The organism is Acidovorax soli, from assembly GCF_014207955.1.
Classification (GTDB): domain Bacteria; phylum Pseudomonadota; class Gammaproteobacteria; order Burkholderiales; family Burkholderiaceae_C; genus Acidovorax; species Acidovorax soli_A.
Map to the genome: position 1 here is coordinate 201,652 of NZ_JACHLK010000011.1, position 25,197 is coordinate 226,848.

The following is a 25,197-nucleotide window of genomic DNA, read 5'->3' on the forward strand; positions in this document are numbered from 1 at the left end:
CAACCTCATGAAAACAATGACGCCAGTGGCGCTTGCCATTACCAAACCTGATAGCCAACCCGCGCCTGCGGGCACCGGCGCATCAGTTCACCAAACGATCGGCCCGCAGGTTGCGCGCCTCGAACAGGCAGGCCGCCAGATCGCGCACGATGCGCGACTTGGGCAGATCCGGCCGAAAGATCAGCAGCGTGCGAAAGTGCACCGCCGCCGAGAACGGGCGGAACACCACCCCGCGCGCGGCGTAGCCGTCGGCCGCATAGGGGTTCACCAGCCCCACGCCCAGCCCCTCCATGGCCAGCGCGCAGACGGTGGACGAGTTGGGCGTCTCGGCCACCACCCTGGGGCGCACACCCTTGGACTCGAACACCTTGTCGAGCTTGCGGCGCACGGTGTCCTCGGGTGCCAGGGCGATGAAGGGCTCGCCTGCCAGGTCTTCGGGGGTGACGACCCCGCGCTCGGCCAGCGGGTGCCCGGCCGGCATGGCGCACACGGCCTTGGGCGTGGCAAAGAGCTGGTGCTCCAGGCCGGTGACATCGATTTCGTCAGCGGCCAGGCCCACATCAAAGCGGCTGGCCATCACCAGCTCGCGCACGGAAGACGATGCTGCCACCTGCAGCGTCACCGCCATCGAGGGATGCCGCTCGCGGAACAGGCGCAGCGCATGCGGCACCAGGGTCGAGCCCATGGCCGCCAGGCTGGCCATGCGGATGTCGCCCGTGCCGAAGTCGCGGATGCGCGCCGCGCTCACGCGCAGCCGGTCCAACCCCTGGAAGCTGCTCTCCACGTCGCGAAAGAACAGCTGCCCCTCGGCCGTGGGCACCAGCCGGCCGCGGATGCGGTCAAACAGCGCAAAGCCCGTGAGCTTCTCCAGCTCCAGGATGCTGCGGCTGATGGCCGGCTGGGTGATCTGCAGCAGATCGGCCGCGCGCGAGGCCGAGCCGGTGACCATCACGGCACGAAAGGCTTCTACCTGGCGAAAGTTCATGGGTCACCTATCAGGTTTGCGCATGGATGACTGCATTTCAGTCATTGATTGTAATTACCTCTGATTTTAGAGTCAGCACCGAAGCCCCAGATGAATATCGAACATTGATCTGGTTATTGAAATGCAATCCAATAGGCGTGGTGTATCCCATGAATAATATGCAGACCTTGAATCGGCGCAGCACCTTGCTGGGTTTGGCCGGTGCCGCCGTGGGCTCCCTGGCTCCACTGGCCAAATCCTGGGCAGACCCGGTTTATCCCGACAAACCGGTCAAGCTGATCGTGCCCTGGTCGGCCGGCGGCAGCACCGATGTGCTGGCCCGCGCAGTCGGGCAGAACCTGGGCGACCTGCTGGGCAAGCCCGTGGTCGTGGACAACCGGCCCGGCGCCTCGGGCCGCCTGGGTGTGGATGCCATGGCCAAGTCCGCGGCCGACGGGTACACCGCCTCGGTGATCGAGCTGGCGCACGCGATTGCGCCCTCGGTGTTCCAGAAGGTGTCTTACGACCTCATGAACGACACGGCCGCCGTGTCGCTGCTGGGCGATTCGCCGCTGGTGCTCTTCGTCAACGCGCAGAAGTACAAGGAGGGGCAGTTTCAGAACTTCCTGGCCGACGCGCGCAAGGCCGCCGACCCTTTCACCCTGGCCACCAGCGGCAACGGCAGCATCAGCCACCTGACGGCGGGCCTGTTTGCCAAAGAACTGAAAGTCCCCTTCGACCTCATTCCCTACAAGGGCTCGGCCCCGGCCCTCACCGACATCGCCGCCGGCCTGGTTGCGGGCCACTTCTGCACGCTGGCCAGCGCCAGCAGCCTGCTGGGCGCGGGCAAGATCGTGCCGCTCATGGTCACGGGCAGCCGCCGCATCGCGCAACTGCCCCACGTTCCCGCCGCGAGCGAGCTGCGCCTGTCCACGCTGGACTTCGGGCAATGGTGGGCGCTGGTCGTGCCCGCCAAAACGCCCCGGCCCATCGTCGACAGGCTGTACGCCTCCACCACCAAGGCCCTCGCGGACAAGCAGGTGCAGGCCCGCATCTCCAGCCTGGCCATCAACCTGCGCAGCAAGGCGCCGGACGACACCATGGCCTTCATCCGCGCCGAGGCCGCGAAATGGGCCAAGGTCGTCTCCGACCTCGGCATCAAACCAGAATAAGCACCCCCTGAGTCGCTTCGCGCCTTCCCCCTCTCTCGATTCGCTGCGCGACTCGGGAGGGGGACGCCCCCGGTGCGGCGGGGCGGCCCTTGCACGGGGGCACTGGCCTCGGCCGGGCCAGTTTCACACGCAGCGCGCTGAACAACTGAAGAGCACAGATGAAAAACACTCCTCCTACCCTCAACAACAAGCCCGAAGATGGCTTCCAGAGCCTGTCCCCCGCCGTGTGGCGCGCATCCACCGTGCTGTTCGACAACATTGCGGACTTCACCACGCGCAAGGAGCGCCTGTTCGATGGCTACACCTACGGCATCATGGGTACGCCGACCACGCGCATGCTGGAGAAGCGCATCGCCCAACTCGAAGGCGCCAGCCATTGCATCGTCACACCCTCGGGCCAGTCCGCGCTGTGCCAGGTGGCGCTGGCGCTGCTGGGCGCCGGCGACCATGTGCTCATCGCCGACTCGGCCTACGGCCCGCTGCGCAGCTTTGCCAGCGACTACCTGCAGCGCTTTGGCGTGGCGTGCGAGACCTTCGACCCCAGCGCGGGTGCCGAGCTGGCAGAGCGCTTCAGGCCAAACACGAAACTCATCTTTCTGGAGTCGCCCGGCTCGTTGACCATGGAGATGCAGGACCTGCCGGCCATCGTGCGCGCCGCGCGGGCAGCCGGCATCACCACCGTGCTGGACAACAGCTGGGCCTCGCCCCTGGGCCTGCAGGGCGTGCCTATGGGCATCGATATCGTGGTGGAGGCGGCGTCCAAGCTGTTCGGCGGCCATTCGGACCTGCTGCTGGGCTCCATCGCCACCGACAACCGCAGCCTGTATGAAAAGCTGCGCACCGCCCAAAGCGTGCTCGGCCAGGTCGTGGGCCCCGACGACTGCTTTCTCGTGCTGCGCGGGCTGGACACCCTGGCGCTGCGCTACGCGCACCAGTGCGCATCGGCCCTGGCTGTGGCCGAGCGGCTGGCGAACAATCCCCATGTGGAGCGCGTCATGTTCCCGCCCCGCCCCGGCGACGAAGGCCATGCACGCTGGGCCGCGTCCTTCCAGGGCGGCGGCTGCGTGCTCTCCTTCGTGCCCCGGCTGCCATCCGAAGCGCAGGTGCACCAGTTCTTCGACGCGCTCCAGGTCTTTCGCATCGGCGCGAGCTGGGGCGGCGTGCACAGCCTGGCCGGCTACTACCCCGAGGCCGAGCAGGCCCGGCGGGCCTACTGCAGGGTCACGCAGGGCATCGTGCGCCTGGCCATCGGTGCCGAAGGGGCGGAGCTGCTGGCGGCGGATGTGGAGCAGGCGCTGCGCAGCGCTGCGGGGTGAGTCTGCACAGCGGTCAAGCCTTCACTTCGACCACCTGCTCAAAACCGCCGAAGATCATGCGCTTGCCGTCAAACGGCATGGGTGGGTTGCCGGGGTTGGCAGGGTCCATGCGCGGGTCTTCCACCATCTTCTTCATGCCCGCGTCGCGGGTGGCCTTGTCCGGCCATTCCACCCACGAAAAGGCCACGGTCTCCTCGGCAGTGGCCTGGACGGCACGGCGGAAGTCGGTGAGCTTGCCCTCGGGGACATCATCGCCCCAGCCCTCGATCACGCGGAGGGCGCCCAGCTCGATGAAGATCGGATCGAACCGGCGCGCGTGTTCGATGAACTTCTGCTTGTTGGCGGTGGGGACGGCGATCACGAAACCATCGATGTAAGACATGGCTTGCTCCTGTGAAGTGGACCAAGCGGGGTACCCGCCTGTCGGGCACCCCGTATCCACACGACGAACAGCGGCAGGCCAAATCGATCAGAGAGTGCCTGCGCTCTCCCCCATGGTAGTAGCCATGGGCCTGCACGCTGCGCTGGGCAGCGCGAACAGCCCCTCACCATTACCCGATCCTGGCCATTAGAGGAAGCTTCACGTGTTGCCTGGTACACCGGGGCGCGTTGCACGGACGGTGTGGGCTGCACTCCCGCCAAAGCCTGTGAGACCCTCGCTGAATTGCAGATAGGCGAACCCACTCTGCTCGAGTTCCCCCTTTAGCTCTTCGCTAACGAAGTAGTACCTATCATTCATGGTCATCAAGCGCAAGCCATCGAGCGCCAGGCCTCGAAGGTCTTGGGCAGTGAAGAACTGACTGACTCTGATGCGAACATGCGTACGGACCTCTTCGCCAGTAAACGGGAAGAAGAACGCCACCGGCTCGTAGGAGACCCGCTCGAGTTTCAAGCTGGCCAGGAAGTCGGCGAGGCGCTTCTCCACGAGAAGATAGCCGTATCCACCCATCAACGGTGCAAGCTGCCCGTGCGATACAACTTGAAAGCGGCCATCTGAGAGCTCGAAGAGGGTCGGTGTTTGGGATTGATCACACTCCAAATGCCAAGGTAGTTTCATGCTCTGCAGCCCAACGCAATGCATCCTGAAGGGTATGCGAAATATGCTGATCGATGTGGGAATGCTCTGGGCACTGATTCTTCTGGATCCATGATCAGCCAACTCATTTATCAATCCACTATGTGTCTGATGCTGGATTGCTTGCAGAAAGGCATCGGGGCTTTCCGCCCTGCGCATACAGCACAGCCAGCCGGTCCACCGCAGCCTGCACAAAATCCTCGGGCAGATCCTGGATGATGCGCGACGCGGGCGTGAACACATCCGTGCCATGCTGCGCCTCGATCACCTCCAGCATGGCCATGCGCGCGTCACGGTCGAGCGGGTAGGCATCACCGAAGTGGGCCAGCGTGGATTCCAGCGCCGCCAGCGTGATGGGCATGCCCAGGCTGCGCAGGCCATCGCGTGCCAGCAGGGCCATGTCGCCGGCGTTGTTCCAGTAGAACTGGTTGAGCGTGCCGTTCATGGTCTCGGCCTCCAGCCACCACAGGGCGATGGCCTCCTGTTCCTCGCGCATGAGCGTGTCGAAGCCCTGGTCCCAGCGGTCTTCGAGGTGCTTCCAGGTGGGGCTGTTGCTTACACCCATGCAATGGTCTCCTTGGTGCGGCCCATCAGGGTCGGGCCTTGCCCGGCACAGTGACGAAGCGCACGACCGCATCCACCACGCCCGGCGCCAGCGGCTGGCCGGGGTTGGCATAGGTGGCCATGTTGGCGGCCGCATCGTCGGTGGGCACAGCCTTGAGCACGTGGTTGGTGTCGGGCAGTAGCGCCAGTTGGGCGGCGGGCTGGGCCTTGGCGAGCAGGCGCGCGTCCTGCGCGGGCACCTGCAGGTCGCGCTCGCCCTGCAGCACCAGCACGGGCAGCTTGGTGGCAGCAATGAGTTGGGCCGGGTCTTGCGCAAAGGCGCTGATCAGAAAGCCCTGCACCGCCTCGTTGAACAGCGGGTGCAAGGCGGGGTGCAGGCTGGCCGGGTCCACGCGGGCGCCGCCTTCGAGCCGGGTGATGGCGGCCAGGGCCTGGTCCAGGATGGGGGCGTTGGCCGGGTTGGCGCGCAATTGGTCGCGCAGCACCTGGCCCAGCGGCCGGCCTGGCGCGGCCGCCAGCACCAAGCCGCAGATGCCCTGCACCTCGCTGCCGCTGCCGCTGCCAGCCTGCGCCGCCGCCAGTGCGACCAGGCCGCCCTCGCTGTGGCCCAGCACCCAGACGCAGGGCACGCCGGTGCTGCGGCGGATGGCGCCCACCCAGCTGCGCACGTCGGCCACGTAGTCGGGGATGGTGACGGCGTTGGCATCGGCCACGGCCTTGCTGCTCTCGAACATGCCGCGCTTGTCGATGCGCACCGTGGCAATGCCTTTGGCCGCCAGGTCCTGCGCCAGCAGCCGGTAGGTGGCGGCGTTCACGCCCAGGGGGTTGTTGCCGTTGCGGTCCGTGGGGCCCGAGCCGGGCACGATGAGCACCACGGGCGCGCCCGCCTTGGCAGGGGCCAGCAGACTGCCCTTGAGCGGGCCCAGCGGGCCGCGCGCCTCGATGGGCTGGTCACGCGGGCCAGCCGCCGGCTGCGCCACCGCAGCCAGCGCCGCGGCCGACACCACCAGGCCGAACAGAAATGCTTTCATGCCGCCGAGTATTGCCCACCGCTCGGGCCAGGGGTGTGAGAAGTCGTTGCTCCGTGGGGTATTCACAACCGCCACGGCGCCCCCTGCGCGAACTGCCCCACCATCCACGCCTTGAACGCCGCCATGGCCGCCGTGCTGAAGCGCCCCGAAGGCCGCACCAGGTAAATGCCGGCATGCGCATTGAGCCCCCAGGGTGCCAGCACCGGCACCAGGTGGCCCGCGGCGATGTCGGGGCTGACCAGCCAGTCGCCCGCGGCCATGATGCCCAGGCCCAGGCGCGCGGCGGCCAGCAGGGCCTCGTTGTCGTTGCTGATGAGGGTGCCCTGGATCTGCACGGATTCGGTCACGCCATCGCGTGTGAGGCGCCATTCGGGGTAGGAGCGCAGCCCCGTGAAGCCCAGGCAGTTGTGCTGCGCCAGGTCGGCCGGCACCTGCGGCGTGCCATGGCGCTGCAGGTAGGCCGGCGCCGCGCAGAGGATGCGCCGGTGCTCGCACAGCCGCGTGGCCACCAGGCGGCTGTCTTCGAGCTCGCCGATGCGCACGGCCGCGTCGAAGTGCTCGGCCACGATGTCGACGAAACGCTCGGCGTACTCCACCTCCACCACCACCTCGGGGTGGGCCATGGCAAAGCCCGCCACCATGGGGCTGAGCCAGCGCCGGCCCATCGCGGCGGGCATGGACAGGCGCAGCCGCCCGCGCACCTCGTGCGCGCCCTGGGCGGCCTCCTTCTGCGCCTCGGCGATCAGCAGAGCGGCGTGGCGCACCTTTTCCACCAGGCGCAGGCCGTCGTCGGTAAAGCGCAGCTGCCGCGTGGTGCGCTCCACCAGGCGCACGCCCAGGCGCGCCTCCAGCGCGGCCAGGCGCTTGGACAGCACCGAGGGGTGCTTGTTCAGCGCCCGGCCTGCGGCCGCGAACGAGCCCTCGGCATGCAGCGCGAGCAGCGTGGCAAGTTCATCGGCGTGTTGGCTGTCGAGCAGGTCCATGGGGCAATCGCAAAGCAGTCACGGGGACTGTACGCCATGCACCACCCCGCCCAGTCAAGGCACCAGCACAATCGCGCCTTGTGAGCGCCCCTGCTCCAGGTCCGAATGCGCCTGCGCCACCTCGGCCAGCGGATAGCGGCGCCAGACCTGCGGCCGGACGATGCCGGCGGCAATAGCATCGAGCACATCGCGTGCCCGCTCCTGGTACTCGGCCGCCGTGGCGGTGTGGGCCGCCAGCGAGGGCCGCGTGGCGAACAGCGAGCCCTTGGCATTGAGCGTGCCCATGTCGATGGGTGCCGGCGCACCCGAGAGTGCGCCAAAGGACACGAACAGCCCGCGCGGGCGCAGGCTGTCGAGCGAGGCCTCGAGCGACACGCGGCCGATGGGGTCGTACACCACGTCGGCGCCCTGCCCCTCTGTGGCCTGCTTCACCTGCGCGGCCAGTGTGGCCGGGTCGAAAACAAAGACCTCGTGGCAGCCCGCAGCCCGCGCGCGCTCCACGCTCTCGGCCTTGGACACCACGCCGATCACGAAGGCCCCCAGGTGCCTCGCCCAGGCCGCCATGATCTGCCCCAGCCCGCCCGCCGCCCCGTAAAGCACGATGCGCGTGCCCGGCCCCACGGCGCAGGTCGTCTTGAGCAGGTACTGCGCCGTGATGCCCTTGAACAGCACGGCCGCCGCGTCGTCGAACGACAGCGCTTGCGGCAGCTTCACCAGCCGGTCCGCCGGGAACCGCCGCGCGCTGGCATAGGCCCCGAGCGGCCCCGTGGCATAGGCCACGCGGTCGCCCACGGCGACGTTCGTCACACCGGCACCGATGGCAGCCACCGTGCCCGCCCCTTCCAGACCCAGGCCCGAGGGCAAGGCGATGCGCACAGCCCCCTTGCGCTGGCTCACGTCGAGCGGGTTCACACCGATGGCGGCCTGGGCGAGCCAGACCTCGCCCGGACCGGGGGCCCCGGTTGACATAGGTTCAAGGTGCATCACCTCGGGGGCGCCGGTTGCGTGGAGAACGACGACTTGTTGTTGCTGCTGCTGTGCCATGCGGGCTTTCCTGCTTTGTTCATGCGGTTGGAGACCCGGCAAGCGTAGGCGTGCGTGCCCGCGCCAGCAATCGGACTGGCTGCAGTTCAACCGTGCATGGGGTGCAGCAATGGGATGCGGGTGCGCCCTCGATCCGCTGTACGCAAGGGCCGGTGCCAGCTCAGTCGTAGGAGTAGTGAAAGGGCCGCAGATCCCTTTTGGGCCAGAGATTGGTGAAGTCCTCGCCCGTGGCTTCGCGATACGCCACCCGCACCTTCTTCTCCACCTTGTTCGTGCCCAGGTACTTCCGAAAGGTCAGAAAGGCCGCATTGGGATAGCCGGTGTAGATGAAGAAGTTGACAGTGCCCGAGCCGACGTCGTGCCCATCGACATCGCACGTCCGGGGCATACAGGCGATCAATCGGTCTTCGAAGGCATGCACCTCGTCCAGTGAGGCGAAGTAGCTGTCGGGGAACTGGATCACCAGTTGGTAGCGAATGGGCTCGATCGTCATGGGACAGTCTGGATTGAAGGGATTGCAGCCGGAAATTCCGGTCGGCATTGTGCCGCCCGCGGGCACCAGGTCATTCGTGACCAGGTGTTTTTTGTGTGTGCATACGGCAGCGAAACTGATAGAACGGCCGCCATGCGCAACACTGTTTCAGCTCCCCACCTCTGGCTTTGGGCCCTGCTCGCCGGCCTGCTGCTTCTGGCGGCTGCGCCTGCCCGGGCCACTACGCTCAGCACGGGGTACGACACCTCGTGCTCCGTTTCCAACGACTGGGTGGCCCAGTGCTGGGGCGCCGTGCCACTGGCCAAGACCAGCACCGCGGGCATTGCCGACCTGCGCGCGGGCAAGGGTTTCAACTGCGCGCTGCGCAAGGACGAAACCGTGAGCTGCTGGGGCAACATGGGCAGCCTCTCGTTCGGTGCCGCCACGGCAGACACCCCGGGCCAGGCCATCGCGGGCGTGCGGCAAGCCACCCAACTGGCCGTGGGCGCCACCCACGCCTGCGCACTCAGCGAGAGGGTGGTGTACTGCTGGGGCGATGGCAGCCGGGGCCAGCGCGGCGCGCCGGTGAGCGCCACGCCGTCGGCACAGGCCACTTACGCGGAGGGCTTGTACGATGTGGCGCGCGTGGCCGCCGGTAACGGCAGCACCTGCGTGGTCAAGCGCGATGGCAGCGTGTGGTGCTACGGCAGCGGCACGCCACAGCTCACAGCGCCGGGCGGCATGGCCCCGGCTCCCGGCACGGGCACCCAGGTGCCGGGTATCACCGATGCGGTGGACGTGGCACTCTTCGACGGCCACGCCTGCGTGCTGCGCAAGACGGGCGCCATCGCCTGCTGGGGCAGCAACGCCAAGGGAGAGCTGGGCACGGCGGCCAGCGCCACGCCGGTGACAGTGCCGGTGGAAGTGCCGGCCCTCGGTGGTGCGGCCAAGGCTGTTGCCGTGGGGCCGGGCTATACCTGCGCCGTGCTCACCAACGGAGCGGTGAAGTGCTGGGGTGGCAACCCGAACAAGCAACTGGGCATCGGCTACGGGCAGGAGTCCGCCACGCCCGCGACAGGCACCGTGCTCGGCATCACCGATGCCATTGCCATCAGCGCAGGCGCGACGCATGCATGCGCCGTGCTCGATGGCGGCTACGTCAACTGCTGGGGCGAAGGCGCGGGCCGCGGGCCCATACCCTGCACCCCCATCGGCGCCTACTACCCGGGCGTTGCGTACAGCTACCCCATGTTCAACGGTGGAGCCTGCCTCCCCGGCACCTCTGCCACGCCTTACGCAGTGGGCCTGAGCGGCCTGAGTCCGCTGGAGGACATCCTCATGGTCCTGCAATGGGCCGAAGCAACGCTGCCGCAGACCTTTCCGGCACGGCCCATCGGGTTCGTGCCCTTGATGATCAACAACTACTACGACCGCGCGTACCCCGGCAACACCTACCTCGCCGTCAACGGCCATGGCACGCCGCACCTGATGTACCTGGGCCCCGAGAGCGGCGGCCAACTGGCCGACCTGGGCCGCCTGGCCCCGTGGGTGCGGCAGGCCCGCGCGGCGCAGCCCGTCACGCCGCCCATCAGCACCACGCTGCAGCTGCAGCAGGTACACGTCAATGTGGACTTCTTTCCTGGGCCGTACCGGCCCGGGTGCAACAACCTCTACATCTTCTACCGCGTGGGCGCCACCCCGGGCAACACGCTGCCCGCCGATTTCACGCCCACCGCAATCCGCCTGCTCAAGGACGACACGTATGTGGACGCCACGGGCCTCAGCGAGGACAGCGCTTTGGCGCCCTCCCCCAACACCTATGCGGGCCGTGCCGGGGGCTGCCCCGCCACCGTGCTGCGCGGGGGTGCCGACGTGGAGCTGGTGCTGTACTACACCACCAATGGCGAGGCGGGACAGGTGCGGGCACGGGTCAAGGTGATGGAGTCATCCTGAGCGAGCGAACCCACCGACCAAGCGCCATCAGGCTCTCGGAGGTCCATGCACTGAATGCACAGCCAGACTGCAGCAATGCCCCATGCGGGCTGATGCCCTAGCGAGCGCCTTCACCGCCCGTGGATGCTGTTCACCATCAGCCCCCAGCGGGAGAGCTTTCCGTACACCGTGGCCGCGCTGCCCACAGGCGGCATGTCACCCTTGAAACGGCCATCCACGCAAGCGTCGGGGGAAGTGACTCCCTGGAACTCGAATGCCGCGCGCAGGTGGCAGCCACGGTAGTATTCAGGCACCTTGAAAGAGACAACGCGCACCTGTACGCGGGTGGGCGTGCCCAAGGCCCAGCACAGCATGGCAGACCAGCCCCAGGGCGCTACCAGCACCATGGCGGTGGTCAGGGCCACACAGCCTGGAAACACCCCCAGCCAACGCTTGGTCCAGGTCATCCCATCGCTCTGGATGGCCTGCGCCCTGCGCATCGTCCAGAACCAGAAGACTGCGAACACCGGCAGCAGAAAGGCAGCCAATGCCCACACCATGGAGAGGTAGTCCGCGGAGCCGAACCAGATGAACCGGCGCCCGAGCGGGGACAGCGCGCCCACCATGCCCAGCACGGTCCAGCCGGCCAACGCCAGGGCCGCCCAGCGGACAGGCCTGGGCACCACCACGGGTGCGAATGCCTTTCGGGAAGCCGATGGCATCGTTGGGGCGGCACTCTTTCGAGACGCCTTGCGCAACGCCAACTCGCGCACCTGGGTATCGCCAATGGCCAGCAGGCGTGCTTCGATGTGGGCGGTTTCCTCGGCATCCGCATTGCTGCCAGGAGGGGCACCCTGCGCTGCACCCGGCCTGGTGGCCCCGGTATCTGTGCCCTGGCGCGTCATCGGCCGTGGATCCTTTGCACATAGAGCCCCCATCGGGAGATGCGCCCCGATACGGCAACCGTTTCACCAGGGTTCGGCGGCTTGCCTTGCAAACGCCCTTCCAGGCAGATGCGGGACGTCGTGCCCTTGAATTCCACGTATGCAGATTGGTCACAGCCTTTGGTCCCGGGTGAGAGGGTGCCCAGGGATACAAGCCGCACCTCGGTGCGCGAAGAGGTGCCCAGGCCCCACCCCAATGCCGCACTCCATCCCATGGGCGAGGCCACCAGCATGCCCGCAAAAAGCAGGACCGTGACCGGATACACGAAAAGCCAGCGTACGAACCAGGTCGGGTACCGGTTCCGCAAAGAGTGGCCTGCCTGTTCAGCGCGATACAACATCACGGCAACCAGGGGCAGTGCAGCAAGAAAAAGCCACGGAGCCACTGTGCCGTAACCCGCCGCGCTGAACCAGATGAAGGCCTCCCCAAGAACCATCGCAAGAATGCCGCTAGCGGCGCCCAGGACGCCCGCAATTGCCAGTGGCACGCTGAACGCCAAGGGCAATGGCGGGCCTCGGCGGGCCGGCTCGACGATCCCATACTTTGCCCGGAAGGCCAGACTTCGGTCTCTCGCTTCTTGCAGGCTCCGATCTATTTCGCGCAGGGTCTCATCGGTCCGTTGCTGCAGTGCCTCCATGCGGGCTGCAAACTCCGGGTCCGACGCCCTGTACCCCGGCCGCCACTCCTCACCGGAGGTGGATTGCTTTGGCGCCAAGCGGCTCTCGCTGGCCGAAGGCGCGCTCTCTTGCCGGTCCATCAAATCTTGCATCTGGGCCTCGTAGAGCGCCTGCAGCCGCGCCTCGATGCGCTCAGTCGCCTGCGCATCCAACAGCCCCTTGCGCTCCAGCGCGAGGCCTTCCCGCAGGACGGTCGCCACCTCGGGCCCCAAACGGTCGATGGCGTCGCCCGCACCGGGGCTGGGGTCTGAGCGCCGAGGCACATCGCCGAACGCTGGCGATGACGATGACTCGCGGGCAGAGGACTCATTTCGCATGGACCGACTCCACACGCACGCCCCAGCGCGAAACGCGACCGGACACCACCAGGATATCCCCCACACGGGGCACTGCACCGACAGTGGCGGTGTGCACGCAGACGCGGGCCACGGCGCCGCGAAGCTCCACGCTGGCATGCTGCTGGCAGCGGCTGGAGCGGCGCGGTGCATCCACCGACACGACGCGCACCTCCATGCGCGAGGCCGTGCCCGACAGGCCGCCCAGGTAGGCGGCCCAGCCCCAGGGCGCAGCGCCAACAGCAGCCGCCGCCAGCAACGCGGCAAAGGGGAAGACGACCATTCGCCGCACGAACCAGGTGGGCATGTCCTCATACACGCGTGGCGCCCAGACCTCTGCCCGGCACAGCACCCAGTACCACGCAGGTATCGCCGCCAGCACCACCCACGGGGTTGCCGCGCGCAATGCAGCATTGCCGGTGGCCAGGAATTCGCCGCCCCGCGACATCTCGAACCAGGCGCCCCCAAAGATGAAGACTAGCACGGCCACCAGGGGCACGGCAAAGCGGTAGGGCAGCCGCAGAGGCCTTGCAGCCGGCCTGGCCAGGCTCTTTTGGTGAAAGCGCTGCTGGAACTTGCGCACCAGGTCGCGGCGCTCCGTATCCATCTGCCGTTGCACCTCGGTACGCACCCGCGCCTGCGCACGCTGGTGGGCGGCAGCGAGTTCTTCTCGGCTTCTGCGGCGGGCAGGCGGCTGTTTCTCCTGCTCTGTGGTGCGATGGGGCGCGGCTCCCGCCGTGTTGGGGCCTGCCGCTGTCAACGGTTGCGCCAGGGCCCTGGGGCTGCTGTGGTCTCTCATGTTGTCGTCTTTGTTATGGCTCGAAAACTCCCTCGCAGCCATCCTAAGCGCAGCCCCTGAATCGGCCCATTTCGCGTTTGCCATGCAATTTGTGGGTGCTTTGGGCTGCCCCCCAAGGCACCACACCATGGCACCAAAGAGCCTGCAGCATTCCTGGATGTCACGTACCATGGCACGCCCTGCCGCAACTGTTTGTTTTGACCGAAAAGGAGCTGGACCACCATGTGCGATTCAAATGACCATGACGATCTCCACAAGTACACCCGCCGCGACTTCGCTGCGTGGGCGGCATCGGCCGGCCTGCTGACCACCCTGCCCGCGGTGGCCAATGCAGCTGCAGTGGCCGAGCGCGACGTGACCATCACCACGCCGGACGGAACCTGCGATGCCTACTTTGTCGCCCCCACATCGGGCTCTGCCCCCGGTGTGCTGGTCTGGCCCGACGTGTTCGGCCTGCGCCCTGCCTTCCGCCAGATGGGCAAGCGCCTGGCCGAGTCGGGCTACAGCGTGCTGGTCGTCAACCCGTTCTACCGACAGAAGAAGGCGCCCACCGCGCCCCAGGGCGGCCAGACGCCGATTGCCGAAGTGCTGCCCCTGATGCAGGCCCTGACGCCAGCCATGCACCTGAGCGACGGCAAGACCTTCGTGGCCTGGCTCGACGCCCAGGCCGAGGTGGACAAGGCGCGCAAGATCGGCACCACCGGCTACTGCATGGGCGGGCCGATTGCGGTGCGCACGGCCCTGGTGGCGGCGGGCCGTGTGGGTGCGGTGGCCAGCTTCCATGGCGCTGCCATGGTGACGCCAGCGCCAGAGAGCCCCCACCGCCTGGTGGCACAGACCAAGGCGCAGTACCTGATTGCGATTGCCGAGAACGACGACACCAAGGACCCCGAGGCCAAGACCAGCCTGCGCACCGCATTCGAAGGCGCCAAGCTGCAGGCCGAAGTCGAGGTCTACCCGGCAGCACACGGCTGGTGCCCGCCCGACACCCGCGTTTACGACGCCGCCCAGGCCGACCGCGCCTGGGCACGCCTCTTGGCCACCTTCAACAAGGCCTTGGTCTGATACCGGCCTGAATGCATGCACTCCGGGCGCCGCGGCGTCCGGGGTGCATATGCTTGCCGGCTGCCGCAGGGCGAGCCTGCGGACTCACCCCCGCCCGCGAAACGAGCGCATCAGCATCCAGATGCACACGGCCATGCCGACCAGCGGGATCGCCGCCACCGCGGCCACCAGGGCGCGCGCGGCCGGGGCCCATTCGAAATCGAGCCCCGCCCCTTGGCCTCGGCCGGAAAGCGCTCGTAAAAAGCCTCGGCGTCCTCCCGCGTGGCCCGGTCGTGCGCGCCCATCATCTGCAGCGCGGCGGCCAGCTCGAAGTGGCGGCGCCGGTCCAGCGTGCCGAAGCGCAGCGCCCGGCCCAGCGCATACAGGGCGTGCGGGTTGCCGCGCACGGCATGGCGGCGGTATTCGGCCCAGGCCGTGTCCAGGTCGCCGGCCTTGCGCGCGGCCTCGGCGTGGCGGACCTGCAGGTCGGGCTCCTCGGGCGTGTCGCCATTGCCCAGGTAGTGCACGCCGCTTTGCGGGTCGTACAGGTTCAGGCCCAGCCGGGTGGCCTGATCCCAGGCCAGGTTGAAGGCCGCGTCCCAATGCTCCGTGCGGGTGTTGATGCCAAAGCCCAGCGTGGCGTCGTCGGTGACACCGTCCTCGCTGCCATCGAGCCACACGTCCATTGCTTCTGGGTAGCGCTCCTGCAGCACCCGCCCCCACTCCAGGAACTTGGGGTTCTGCCCTGGTGGCGGGCTGTCCGAAACGCGCTCGAACTGCTCGTCGGCCTCCTTCTTGGTGGTCGGCCAGGGCCAGTCAACTGGCTTTTCCCACAGTTGAAGCGTGTAACTCATGCTCGGTACCCTCCCAGGCGTGGCATCGTTGGTATTGGAGAGGGATTCTAGGGTGGCTGCACCGCATTTCGTTACATGGGGCCTGTGACCGCAGCCACATGTGCCAAGCCCCTGCGTTCCTAGAATTGCCCGACAACATTCCGAGAGGTTGAGGACCATGGACGACAGACACACCCCGGTGCGTGCACCGCGGCTGGTGCGCAGGGCATTGGCCATTGCGGCGCTCGCCATCCCCGCGGCCTTTGCGCCGTCAGCGGCCAGTGCCACCACCGTGAGCATGGGCACCACCCACGGCTGCTCGGTGGCCGACACCAGCCAAGCCACCTGCTGGGGCAGCCTGCCGGTGCAGGGCCAGGAGACCTATACGCTCAAGGACATCCGGGTGGGCCTCGATTTCAGCTGTGCGCAGCTATCCAGCGGCGTGCGCTGCTGGGGCAACAATGATGTGGGGCAACTGGGCGCGGCCACGGTCGAGCCCAAGGGCCAGTGGGTAGAGGGTGTCTACAACCCCAACCAGATCACACTGGGCGCACGGCACGCCTGTGCTGTCGACTGGGGGAGGCTTGTCTGCTGGGGCGATGCCAGCCAGGGGCAGCTCGGCGAGCCCGTCCGATCAGCCGTGGCAAAACCCACGCCGATCCCGGGCATACCCAACGCCAAGCATGCCGCAGCCGGCAAAAGCGCGACCTGCGCGGTGCAGGACGATGGGCGCGTGCTGTGCGTGGGCACCGGCAGCGGCCTGGCGGGCGCTGCCGATGCACCGGCCACGCCACGTGCCGTACCGGGTATCAGCGATGCCGTGGAAGTGGCCCTCTTCGACGGCCACGCCTGCGTGCTGCGCAAGGAGGGCAAAGTATCGTGCTGGGGCGGCAACCGCTTTGGCGAACTGGGCGTGCCCGCCGGCAATGGCGCACAGACCACCCCGATCGAAGTGACGAGCCTGGGCGCTGCGGCCAAGGCTGTCACCGTCGGCAACGGCTTTACCTGTGCGTTGTTGGTGAACGGCACCGTGAAATGCTGGGGCAACAACACCAACGGCCAGTTGGGCACCGCCCTGGGTGGTGCCGCCACCGGCCTGGTCACCGGCATCACGGATGCCACGGCCATCAGTGCCGGGCAGACGGCCGCATGCGCGGCACTGCAAGGCGGCTATGTGCAGTGCTGGGGCGAAGGCGCGGGCTGGAGCAGCGAGATCTGCCGCGTGCTGGGCGGCATCTACCCACAGCACCCTGTCTCGTGGGGGCCCGTCGCTGACATCACTGTCTGCCGCCCGCAGGGCTCTGCCGCGCCCATGGCGGTCAAGGGCCTGGGGCCGGCCAACGATGCGGCCCAGGTGCTGGACTGGGCAGAAAAGGCCCTGCCCGCCACCTTCCCCGCACAGGGCACAGGCGCGCCGGGCCTGGGCGACGGCAGCTCCTACTACCTGCGCGCCTACCCCGGCGGCCACACGCTGGCCGTCAATGCCCATGGCACGCCGCACCTGCTGTACATGGGACCGCTGGGCAACGGCCAGTTGCTCGACCTGGGGCCGCTCAGCCGCTGGCTGACCGAGGCCACCCAGGACGAAGGGGCCCGCAGCGGCCTGCAGTTGCAAGCGACGCCCTGGGTCGATTTCATGCCCACAATCTTCGGTGGGCCCTGCCAGAACCTGCTGGTGCGCTACGCCATCAGCGGCCCGGCGGGCAGCGTGCCAGAAGGCTTGCTCACCACTTCGGTACGGCTGGAGGTCGATGGCCGGTCCGTGGAAATCCCCATCCGCGACCGCTATGTCGATGGTGTGCTGCAAGGTACCGCCCAGGGCTGCCCCATCGCCAACCTTGCGGGGCAGACGGTGGATGTGACCGTGTTCTACACCCAGGGCAAGCGCAAGGGCCTGCTGCGCACCCGCGCCAAGGTGGGTGCGACGGCATGATGCATGCCCCCAACCCCGCCTTGTCAATTGATTGGAGGATCCACCCCGGCCCTTAGAAACTCGCCCGCAGCGTCAACATCACACTGCGCGGCAGCCCGTAGCAGTTGCTGCGCGTGGCGGTACCCGCGCGCTCCCAGTACACGCGGTCGAACAGGTTGTCGATGTTCAGCGCCAGCTTGAGCTGGGGCCTGATCGGGTAGACCGCATACAGCGACCACACGCTGTAGCCGCCTGCCGGCCCGCCTGGACGCAGCGCACCGTGCCCAGCGCGTCGTAGACATCGCTGACCGCGCGCACGCCCGCGCCCAGCTCGGCCCGCCGTACACTGCCGGCGCCGGGCAAAGCGCCCATGCAGTCTTTCAGGGCGAACATCCGGGCCCGGTAACCAGGTAGCGGTTTTGGGGCGGTAGTTCCCTGACCGGCGTTCGGCCTGGGTCAGCACACCAGGTGGGCATGTCTGGGCGTGACCAACGCCTGCCAGAAAAGCAGCCCATGGCAGGGCCCAAAGGCATGCCCTGCATATATGCCGCAGCTGTGCACGCCCCCCGTGCGCGCGACACAGTGGCAGGCCCCAAGAACCTGTTCACGACAGGTTCCAAACCACGGTCGCCGCGCGGAGCCCTTTCCATGAACCTGTACCAACTGGCCTCGCAAGAAGAGGCCTGGGGGGCTTACGCCCCCAATGACGACCTCTCGCCCTGGACCGCCTGGCCTGCGGACCCACCCGCCCCCATGCCACCCGGCCCAGTACCTCTTGACGCAGCCCTGGATGCCGCCGCGCGCGAATACGGGGTGAATGCCGATGTGCTGCGCGCACTGGGCCCTGGCAGCTCGGTCGACTCTATCTTCGACACCGCGGCCTCGCTGCGCTCGCGCCTGGAAGCCTTTGGCGGCGACTACGCCCAGGCCCTGGCCTCGTATCGCCAGGCAGAAGGAGGCCAGGGAGGCAATATTGCCTTGGCGCCACCAGCCGCCGCCCTCTCTCCCCCACCCCTGGCCGATGCGCAGATGCCCGCCCCGGGGCCTGCACCAGCGCGCGAACACTCGGCACGGCCTGCAGGGGCGGCGCCAAGGCCCAGGCCACCACGGGCCCAGGCTGGCACGCCCGCACCGGGGGCGCCGCCATTGCAAGCGGCAAGGCAAGGCCCCAAGGCCGCGCCACAAGCCGATGGCTCGTCTCCCGCCGCGCCGGACGGCAGGCTGGGCGCTGCCGACGACCCGCGCAGCGGACTGTACCGCCAGGCCCCAGCCCCCCAAACGGCTTTCATGGACGAGGTGAAGAACCAACTGGCATCGGGCGCAAAGACCCTGGCCCGGATGCTGCCGGGCACCGGCGCTGCCGCACACTGGGTGGCCAGCCAGTCCGAACCTGCTGCCGGTCAGGCCGCGCCACCCAGCGCAGGTAGCGTCTTTGAGCGCACGGCGCTGCCGGCGCCAGACCTGCCCTCCCGCGATTTGCCGCTGCGGCCCGAGACACGCAAGGCCGCCAACAACGCCTGGGACGCCGCCAGCCCGCAGGACCGCCAGCGCATGCAAGCCTTGCCCGGATGGCAGGGCCAGCTCGCACGCGAAAGGGCCGCGCAATTCGCGCAGGCGGACAAGGGCCTCTTGGCGGAATCGCCGACGGCGGCCCTGTTCGATACCCGTGTGGAAGGGCGCACCAGGGCGCTGATCGCCAAGGGCGAGCACCCCGACTTCGCCCGCCGCGCAGCCCGCGAAGGCGCCGCCGCTGGCGTCGCGCCGGGGCAGGAGGTAAAGGCACTGGGGTCCACGGTGCAGCAGGCCCCCCGACACGCCGCCAAGGTCCCGGTGCCCGCAATGACCCCCCTGTCGGTGGCGCAAGACGCGCTGTCAGGGGCCTTGCAGATAGGCACCACCGCCGCGAAAGGGGGCGCCGACATCGTGCGTATGGCCACCGGCGATGCTGTGGGCAAGGATTTTTCCGACTCGATGGCTGCCCGGGCGCAGATCATCAAGGACATGGTGGGCAGCGACCGCGCCAAGGCACAGGAGCACAACTTCCAGGTCGACTGGGCCGACCCGAACGTCAGCGCCATGGAGATGCTTGCACGCAACAAGGGCGCGGTGTCCGACAAGCTGCTGCCCTCGGCGGGCAGCATGCTGCTGCCTGCCGGCGTCGCAACCGGCGCGGGCAAAGCAGCAACACTGGGCAGGACAGCCCTGGCGCTGGACAGGACCGCCCTGGCCGCCCGCGTGGCATCGGCGCAAACGGCCGCAGGCATCGGTGCCACGGCCGCGCAGAACGCCGCCGACGTGTTCACCGGCCTGCTGGACAAGGGGCATTCGCCAGAAGAGGCCTACACCGCCGCAGGTATCAGCGTGCCCTTCAGCATCATCGCTGGCAAGCTCACCGGCGGCGGCGCCGAGACCGCGCTGGCGCGCCAGGCCATGCGCCAGGGAACCGACAAGGCCGCCAAAGGCGACCTCGCCAGCGGCGCCGCTGGTGCGTTGAAGGCAGGCTTGCGCGACGGCACGCAGGAGGTGATCGAAGACTCCGGCCAGATGATCGGCGAAGCCATCGCCACGGACGTGGCCCCCACGGCCAACGAAGCCGCCAAACGCGGACTGCTCGCATTCACCATGGGCACCGCCATGGGCGGCGGCACACACGCCGCTGGCGCCACGCACACACCGCGCGTACAGAACCAACCCACCCCCCCCCAAGTGCCCAGCCAGCAGGACGCGGCCGCCAACAAGACGGGACCGACGACCGAAGGCACCGCGCCAGCAGCAGAGTTCGCGCGCAGCGCAGGCACCGGCTCCGGCACAGGCAACGCCGCCCCGGCAGCCGGGCAAGCGTCTGCGCCGGACATGGCCGCGGGCCCCACCGGCGAGCCCGCGCCCGGCGCAACCACCTGGTCCGACGTGGCCGCCGCCGCCAAAAGGGCCCGCGCCGAGGCCGAGATACTGCGCCAGGCCGCAGCCCTGCCCGAGCAGAATGCCGCAGCCAGCACACCAGACACCACCAGCCGCAACACCCCATCGGCCACGCCTGCGATGGCGACCACGGCCACGGCCGCAGCGACGAATACCGATATCGGCATCGGCAGCACCAGCCACCCATGGCAAAGAGTCGACACCCCGCCACAAGAGCAGGCCAGCAGCGATGCGGACCAGGCGGGCACCTCCACCCAAGCAACCGCCCCAGACACAGCGCCAGCCACCACACAGCACGGCACTGCCCGCCACACCGCAGCGTCCCAGGTCCAGCCCCCGACCACCGCCCCCATAGACGCACAGGTCCAGGCATTGGACTCCGGCATGCTCGTCGTCGGCGGCGACCAGGCCACCATCCTCGCGCACCTGCAGGCTGGCGGCATACGCGGTGCCGAACCATTCGCGGGCGTGACCCTGGTGCCCGTGGACCAGGCGGCACTGGCACAGCAGGTGCTCAGCCGCCCACTCGCTGCACCGGCCGGCAAGCGGGCGGATCGGGGGTCTCAGCGCGCATCGGCAACGGCCACCTTGACCTGGAGCGGAACTGAAGCACAGCTCGCGCCAGCTGCCACCCAAGCGCCAACGGCTGGTGGCTCCACAGCCGACCCCAACGCAGTGGGTGCCAGTGCACCTCGTACTGAGGGGCGGCATGGCTCCCCCACCGGCGCTGCAGCGTCCCAGCCCGTGCCCGTCATGGAGATGCAGCGCGACGGCACCCTGATGGTCAAGGGCGATTCCGTTCAGTTGGAGGAGCGCCTGCGGGCCGGCGGTGTAGACCGCGTGCTGCGGCGCGAAGGCGGCGTGCTCGTCGGGCTCGATCAGGTGGGCAAGGCACGGCAATTGTTCAGCAACCCGCAGTCCACACAAGATCGAAGCAGAGCTGCGCCCCCAACGTCTGCAGTGGCGCGGAGGGAGGTCGCAACAAGCCAAAGTGACTTCGTTGCAGAAAACCATAGCAACGGCTACAGTGATAACGATGGACGCGTTCAAGAACCCACCCAACCTGATGATGGCCGAGGATCCACGACTGGTCGCTCCCGGGCTACCGCCCTGGACTCTGTGCGGGGGCCTGGTAATGCCGTACCGCCTAGAACCGCCTCTCTCGTGGGAGTCGGAATCGCCGAGCGAATCGAACGCGCCGGCAGCCAATCCCTCCTCGGTGAGCAAGTAGACAGCCCGCAACGCCTGGCCGAACTGGCCCAGGTGTATCGCGATCCTCGGTTCGAGACGTTCCGAGTTTTCTTTATTAAAGATGGCCAGGTGGTGCATGCCACCGGTGTCAGTGCGCGGCTGCCAGGCGAGACACCAATGGTACCGGCCGGAATGACGTTTTCGGAGTACATCAAAGAGTTCCGCGACAACATGCAACGCACGGGGGCAGATGGCTACTACGTGCTGCACAACCACCCGTCAGGTAACCCGCGCCCCAGCCCAGAAGATCTGAATGCGACAGCGGATCTGGAGGCGCATGTGCCAGGAATGCTGGCCCACGTGGTCATCAACAGCAACAAATACGCTGTTATCGAACCGACCAGCGCTGGCGCTTCGCCGGACTCCATGGTGCGATTCAGATACTTCGGCGAGGACAGGTTGCTCAAGGCCAGCAAGCCCATGGCGGTATTGGGCGAAAGGATCGCAGGATCGGACGACTTGGCCATCGTGGGCAAGTCCATGCAGCGGCCAGGCTGGATCACGCTCATCGGCACCGGCGCGGATGGCAAGGTGCGCGCAATCTCCGAGGCCCCAGCCAGCATCCTCACGCGCAACTATCCCTACCTGGCAGCCACCGTGCGCCGCTTCATGCGCCAATCAGGCTCGGGCAGCGTTTTCGCGGTAGGCGACGCGGGCGACATAGGGTCCAAGCCTGTGCGCGATGCACTGGCTGCGGGCATCCTTCGTGATGCGCTGCCCGATGCCGGACGCACGCTGCACCAGCAGGGCGTGCATACGGGCGGCACAGGCTTCTCGCTGACCCGCGGGCGCAGGGTTGCAGAGGGCGGTCCAGCACCGACCTCCTCAAGTGCGGCGGACATGGAGACGCAGCGCGACGGCACGCTGATGGTCCGCGGCGACTCCGTACAGCTGCAAGAGCGCCTGCGCCAAGGCGGCGTGGAGCGCGTGCTGCGGCGCGAGGGCGGCGTGCTCGTCGGGCTTGACCAGGTGCGCAAGGCGCGGCAGTTGCTGCAGCAGCAGCCACCACGCGCTCCAGCCTCGGCGGACTACTCTCTGCCCTCCCCCCTGTCGGAGCAGCAGTTCAGCCGCAACGCACCGGATCAGAACCTCAGCAGGGCCAGGGCCCTGCCCTCTAAGCCCGCCACCGTTCAATCGGTGCGCGCCGCAGTTGCCAAACTCACCAACAGCATGGGCCTGCTGGCAGAGGGTCGCGGCCGTGTGGTGGTGGCCACCTCGGCCGACATCCAGGCGCACTGGGAGCCCCTGGTCGGCGAGGTGGACATGGCCTCGCAGGACACAGGTCTGGTCCAGGGCTTTTACGACCCCAACACCAATACCGTCTTCCTCATCGCCGACCACATCGAAGCTGGCCAGGAGATGGCCGTGGCCGCGCACGAGCTGGTGCACAAGCATGGCAAGGCGGTGCTGGGCGAAGCAAGGTGGAGGCAACTGCACGGGGTGATCGGCAGTTGGGCAAACAGGCCCGAGGGGAGCCTGGAGCGGCGGGTCTACGACGAGGCCGCAGCGCGCGTACAGGCTTCGCGGCCAGACAACGCAGATGCTGCTGCCTACAGCAGTGAAGAACTGTTTCCCTATGCCGTGCAGGTGGCGATGGAGCTGGGCGTGCAGCCTACGGCGCTGATGCCGAACAACTCGGTGCAGGGCTGGCTGGCGCGGGTGCGGGCAGCATTGCGATCGGTTTTCGAGAAACTGACCGGGCAACCCGGCCTGTTCGACAGCCAGGACTTGGTGAATCTGGCATGGGGCATAGCGCAGCGGGAGAACCCCGAGCATGCTCGCGAGTTGGATGCGATCTGGACGGAAGTGCCCGGAGACGTCCAGGCGGTAATCGACAGCGCCAGACAGCCCGGTCATGTGCCACAGAAGGCCGTGCTCGGCCATGCGTCGGATTGGCTTGTCGAGAATTTAGCGACGCACGGCCTGGAGATTGCTGGCTTCCGCCACGTGATTGAAGGGTCTGCCGTTCGCCACATCATCAAGAACCACTACGACGAGAAATCCGCGCGGTACCGTGGACTGCTGCCGCTAAGCGACCAGGACTTGCTGCGGTTGCCGGACGTGATAGCTGCGCCCGACAAGGTGGTTTTGGGAACGACAAATCGCCTTGGCAAGCAGCAGATTGCCTACATCAAGAATATGGGGGACGGTTCCGTGCTGTACCTCGACGAAATGCGCACCGGGAAAAAGGAGTTGGCAGCAGTCAGTGCCAAAAAGTTTCCCGCCACGATGAATGTAGAGAAGGTCATCTCTACTCTGCATCCCAACGCTCAGAGCGATGGCGGGAAGAGTTTGATTGTACTGACCCCGCCGGACCACCACAACCTGGAGGATCCTCCAGTTCGACGTGGCAACTTATTGTTCAGCAGAACAGGTGTGCCCAGAGTACGCAAGGCCTCGACCTTCAGCGAAGCGCGGGAGGCGGCCAGGCAATTTCAGGGCAAACAGCTGACCAACGAGTCCACGGGTCTCAAGGCCGTGGTATCGCGCAATTCGCTCGACAAGATGCTCAGCGGCAAGGCGGTAGCCAAGTCCGAGACACCTGCTACGCATGCCATGGCCGTGGCCAATGCGGACAGCTTGTTTTCACAGGCAATTTTGGGTTGGAGCAAGCAAGACCGAAGTGGGGATGTGAACATTCGCGCAGTTCACCGCTTCTTCGCACACATGCAGGTGAGTGGACGCTCAAAGCTGGTCAAGCTGACCGTCAAAGAAACAGGGCAGGAAGGACGGGCCAACCCACTGTACACAGTGGAGGCGGTGGAACTCAATGAGCATGTCCCCAGCACCCAGTGGTTGGAGGCTGCAGCCCACGAGGACGGGCTGGAATTGAACACAAAAGATCCTCAGCGGGGGGAGTGGGTTGGCGAGATAGCCGATCCACGAAAGATCGACCCTAGAACAACCCTCTATGGTGTGCAGCTCCCGGCTCGCGCCGTGAACCACGCCGCTGAGGACGTGTTCAGTTTAGCCCAGGAGATAGAGCGGCGCAATGCGCGTGGGGATGCTGCCGATGATGCGACGCCTCGGTTCAGCACACGCAGCAATGGCCAGGGTCCAGGCCTATCGCTTGAACAGGTGCAGCAACTTGTGCAGCAGGCTTTGTCGGGGCTCCGGAACCCGCCACCAGTCGATGTCGTGCTGCGGGCCGCTGACTTGGGGATAGTCGCGCCGGAAGGTGCAATGGGTGTATGGGCGGGGAATCGGCTTGCCATCGTCGTCGAGAATCATCGGCAGGCCATACAGGTTCGAGAGACGGTTTTTCATGAGCTGTTCCATGCTGGGCTGAGCAACATTTTGCCCCGGCGTGATTATGTGCAAGCCATGCTCGATCTGGCAAAGCGCGACGCCAGGGTGCATCAGTACGCGGTGGACTGGAAGAAAGACGCTCCTGAAGCGGCGATGCAGTTACAGGCCCTGCGCGATGCCGGGTTCACCGGCAGCGAGCTGACAGCGCAGTACGAAGCCCTGGCCATCGAGGAAGGCTTGGCCGTGGTGGCCGAGGAACTGCGCGGGCGCATGCAGGCAGGCTTGCGTCTCGGAGAGCAGGTGAGAGTGCTTGCAGGTTGGCTGGCCAGCCTTGCAGACCGCATGGGCATGCACAGCCTGGCAGATGCCATCCGGGCGATGACCTACAGCGAGGCCGAGCGCTTTGTGATCCGCGCCATCGACCACGCAGGGGCGGCAGGCGGCGAGATGAAGAACGTTGGCCGGGCACGGTTCAGCACCCGCAGCGCACAACCTCCGCAAGTCGGTGCTACGACTGTCTCAGCGCAGCCAACCGACTCCGAGCAGATGCGAATGCAGCGCGACGGCACGCTGATGGTCCAGGGCGACCCCGTACAGCTGCAGGAGCGCCTGCGCCAAGGTGGTGTGGACAGTGTGCTGCGGCGCGAGAGGGGCGTGCTCGTCGGGCTCGATCAGGTGGG

Annotated in this window: 19 protein-coding genes; 6 read left to right on the forward strand and 13 right to left on the reverse strand. The window is 67.3% G+C overall.

Translation table 11 applies throughout. The features are described 5' to 3' along the window. Positions 1-82: 82 nt before the first annotated feature. Positions 83-985: a LysR substrate-binding domain-containing protein gene (locus HNP48_RS24540; protein WP_184862042.1), complete on the reverse strand. Its 903-nt coding sequence runs from the start codon at positions 983-985 to the stop codon at positions 83-85. Positions 986-1,143: 158 nt separating this feature from the next. On the opposite strand from HNP48_RS24540, the gene HNP48_RS24545 reads away from it, so the two are divergent. Next, positions 1,144-2,136 (forward strand): tripartite tricarboxylate transporter substrate binding protein, encoded by a 993-nt coding sequence (locus HNP48_RS24545; RefSeq protein ID WP_184862044.1) that lies wholly within the window; start codon positions 1,144-1,146, stop codon positions 2,134-2,136. Positions 2,137-2,294: 158 nt separating this feature from the next. Next, complete coding sequence (locus tag HNP48_RS24550; RefSeq protein ID WP_184862046.1) at positions 2,295-3,452, forward strand: PLP-dependent aspartate aminotransferase family protein; 1,158 nt, start codon at positions 2,295-2,297, stop codon at positions 3,450-3,452. Between the two features lie 13 nt (positions 3,453-3,465). Here the strand turns inward: HNP48_RS24550 and HNP48_RS24555 are convergent, their stop codons facing one another. The 7 genes from HNP48_RS24555 to HNP48_RS24585 form a co-directional block, all read right to left on the reverse strand. After that, positions 3,466-3,834, reverse strand: coding sequence for a DUF1428 domain-containing protein (locus tag HNP48_RS24555; RefSeq protein ID WP_184862048.1), 369 nt, complete (start codon positions 3,832-3,834; stop codon positions 3,466-3,468). A 198-nt stretch (positions 3,835-4,032) separates the two neighbouring features. Beyond that, positions 4,033-4,509: a hypothetical protein gene (locus tag HNP48_RS24560; RefSeq protein WP_184862050.1), complete on the reverse strand. Its 477-nt coding sequence runs from the start codon at positions 4,507-4,509 to the stop codon at positions 4,033-4,035. Positions 4,510-4,627: 118 nt separating this feature from the next. Then, positions 4,628-5,092 carry a DUF4375 domain-containing protein gene (locus HNP48_RS24565; RefSeq protein ID WP_184862052.1) on the reverse strand — a complete coding sequence of 155 codons (465 nt, stop codon included), beginning with the start codon at positions 5,090-5,092 and terminating at the stop codon, positions 4,628-4,630. A 25-nt stretch (positions 5,093-5,117) separates the two neighbouring features. After that, positions 5,118-6,122, reverse strand: coding sequence for an alpha/beta hydrolase (locus tag HNP48_RS24570; protein WP_184862054.1), 1,005 nt, complete (start codon positions 6,120-6,122; stop codon positions 5,118-5,120). A 62-nt stretch (positions 6,123-6,184) separates the two neighbouring features. Beyond that, on the reverse strand, positions 6,185-7,105 hold the full coding sequence (locus tag HNP48_RS24575; RefSeq protein WP_184862056.1) for a LysR family transcriptional regulator: 921 nt from the start codon (positions 7,103-7,105) through the stop codon (positions 6,185-6,187). 54 nt (positions 7,106-7,159) lie between these two features. Then, complete coding sequence (locus tag HNP48_RS24580) at positions 7,160-8,149, reverse strand: quinone oxidoreductase (protein WP_184862058.1); 990 nt, start codon at positions 8,147-8,149, stop codon at positions 7,160-7,162. A 160-nt stretch (positions 8,150-8,309) separates the two neighbouring features. Beyond that, complete coding sequence (locus HNP48_RS24585) at positions 8,310-8,642, reverse strand: hypothetical protein (protein ID WP_184862060.1); 333 nt, start codon at positions 8,640-8,642, stop codon at positions 8,310-8,312. 132 nt (positions 8,643-8,774) lie between these two features. Between HNP48_RS24585 and HNP48_RS24590 the strand changes: the two genes are divergently transcribed. Beyond that, entirely contained in the window at positions 8,775-10,574 is a 1,800-nt protein-coding gene (locus HNP48_RS24590) for a regulator (RefSeq protein WP_184862062.1), read from the forward strand. A gap of 110 nt (positions 10,575-10,684) precedes the next feature. Here the strand turns inward: HNP48_RS24590 and HNP48_RS24595 are convergent, their stop codons facing one another. Genes HNP48_RS24595 through HNP48_RS24605 form a run of 3 tightly spaced genes read right to left on the reverse strand, consistent with a single transcriptional unit; the run spans position 10,685 to position 13,117 of the window. Further along, entirely contained in the window at positions 10,685-11,458 is a 774-nt protein-coding gene (locus HNP48_RS24595; protein WP_184862063.1) for a hypothetical protein, read from the reverse strand. Further along, on the reverse strand, positions 11,455-12,492 hold the full coding sequence (locus HNP48_RS24600; RefSeq protein WP_184862065.1) for a hypothetical protein: 1,038 nt from the start codon (positions 12,490-12,492) through the stop codon (positions 11,455-11,457). The genes HNP48_RS24595 and HNP48_RS24600 overlap by 4 nt, the downstream gene beginning before the upstream one ends. Next, positions 12,482-13,117, reverse strand: coding sequence for a hypothetical protein (locus tag HNP48_RS24605; protein WP_184862067.1), 636 nt, complete (start codon positions 13,115-13,117; stop codon positions 12,482-12,484). The genes HNP48_RS24600 and HNP48_RS24605 overlap by 11 nt, the downstream gene beginning before the upstream one ends. 414 nt (positions 13,118-13,531) lie before the next feature. On the opposite strand from HNP48_RS24605, the gene HNP48_RS24610 reads away from it, so the two are divergent. Further along, positions 13,532-14,374, forward strand: a complete 843-nt coding sequence (locus tag HNP48_RS24610; protein WP_184862069.1) for a dienelactone hydrolase family protein — start codon at positions 13,532-13,534, stop codon at positions 14,372-14,374. Positions 14,375-14,484: 110 nt separating this feature from the next. On the opposite strand, the gene HNP48_RS24615 is transcribed toward HNP48_RS24610, so the two are convergent. Continuing rightward, positions 14,485-15,207 (reverse strand): hypothetical protein, encoded by a 723-nt coding sequence (locus HNP48_RS24615; protein ID WP_184862071.1) that lies wholly within the window; start codon positions 15,205-15,207, stop codon positions 14,485-14,487. A 157-nt stretch (positions 15,208-15,364) separates the two neighbouring features. Between HNP48_RS24615 and HNP48_RS24620 the strand changes: the two genes are divergently transcribed. Continuing rightward, positions 15,365-17,119 (forward strand): regulator, encoded by a 1,755-nt coding sequence (locus HNP48_RS24620; protein ID WP_184862073.1) that lies wholly within the window; start codon positions 15,365-15,367, stop codon positions 17,117-17,119. 52 nt (positions 17,120-17,171) lie between these two features. Here the strand turns inward: HNP48_RS24620 and HNP48_RS35465 are convergent, their stop codons facing one another. After that, positions 17,172-17,339: a hypothetical protein gene (locus HNP48_RS35465; RefSeq protein WP_311773854.1), complete on the reverse strand. Its 168-nt coding sequence runs from the start codon at positions 17,337-17,339 to the stop codon at positions 17,172-17,174. A 407-nt stretch (positions 17,340-17,746) separates the two neighbouring features. On the opposite strand from HNP48_RS35465, the gene HNP48_RS24630 reads away from it, so the two are divergent. Further along, a partial coding sequence (locus tag HNP48_RS24630; protein ID WP_311773855.1) for a JAB domain-containing protein occupies positions 17,747-25,197 on the forward strand: 7,451 nt, incomplete at its 3' end.

What these genes read in the sequence shown, in the direction of transcription:
- HNP48_RS24610 (WP_184862069.1), top strand. Translation starts at nt 13,532, where the DNA reads ATGTGCGATTCAAATGACCATGACGATCTCCACAAGTACACCCGCCGC.
- HNP48_RS24555 (WP_184862048.1), bottom strand. Translation starts at nt 3,834, where the DNA reads ATGTCTTACATCGATGGTTTCGTGATCGCCGTCCCCACCGCCAACAAG.
- HNP48_RS24620 (WP_184862073.1), top strand. Translation starts at nt 15,365, where the DNA reads ATGGACGACAGACACACCCCGGTGCGTGCACCGCGGCTGGTGCGCAGG.
- HNP48_RS24595 (WP_184862063.1), bottom strand. Translation starts at nt 11,458, where the DNA reads ATGACGCGCCAGGGCACAGATACCGGGGCCACCAGGCCGGGTGCAGCG.
- HNP48_RS24560 (WP_184862050.1), bottom strand. Translation starts at nt 4,509, where the DNA reads ATGAAACTACCTTGGCATTTGGAGTGTGATCAATCCCAAACACCGACC.
- HNP48_RS24600 (WP_184862065.1), bottom strand. Translation starts at nt 12,492, where the DNA reads ATGCGAAATGAGTCCTCTGCCCGCGAGTCATCGTCATCGCCAGCGTTC.
- HNP48_RS24545 (WP_184862044.1), top strand. Translation starts at nt 1,144, where the DNA reads ATGCAGACCTTGAATCGGCGCAGCACCTTGCTGGGTTTGGCCGGTGCC.
- HNP48_RS24540 (WP_184862042.1), bottom strand. Translation starts at nt 985, where the DNA reads ATGAACTTTCGCCAGGTAGAAGCCTTTCGTGCCGTGATGGTCACCGGC.
- HNP48_RS24575 (WP_184862056.1), bottom strand. Translation starts at nt 7,105, where the DNA reads ATGGACCTGCTCGACAGCCAACACGCCGATGAACTTGCCACGCTGCTC.
- HNP48_RS24605 (WP_184862067.1), bottom strand. Translation starts at nt 13,117, where the DNA reads ATGGATACGGAGCGCCGCGACCTGGTGCGCAAGTTCCAGCAGCGCTTT.
- HNP48_RS24585 (WP_184862060.1), bottom strand. Translation starts at nt 8,642, where the DNA reads ATGACGATCGAGCCCATTCGCTACCAACTGGTGATCCAGTTCCCCGAC.
- HNP48_RS24615 (WP_184862071.1), bottom strand. Translation starts at nt 15,207, where the DNA reads ATGAGTTACACGCTTCAACTGTGGGAAAAGCCAGTTGACTGGCCCTGG.
- HNP48_RS24570 (WP_184862054.1), bottom strand. Translation starts at nt 6,122, where the DNA reads ATGAAAGCATTTCTGTTCGGCCTGGTGGTGTCGGCCGCGGCGCTGGCT.
- HNP48_RS24565 (WP_184862052.1), bottom strand. Translation starts at nt 5,092, where the DNA reads ATGGGTGTAAGCAACAGCCCCACCTGGAAGCACCTCGAAGACCGCTGG.
- HNP48_RS24580 (WP_184862058.1), bottom strand. Translation starts at nt 8,149, where the DNA reads ATGGCACAGCAGCAGCAACAACAAGTCGTCGTTCTCCACGCAACCGGC.
- HNP48_RS24550 (WP_184862046.1), top strand. Translation starts at nt 2,295, where the DNA reads ATGAAAAACACTCCTCCTACCCTCAACAACAAGCCCGAAGATGGCTTC.
- HNP48_RS24590 (WP_184862062.1), top strand. Translation starts at nt 8,775, where the DNA reads ATGCGCAACACTGTTTCAGCTCCCCACCTCTGGCTTTGGGCCCTGCTC.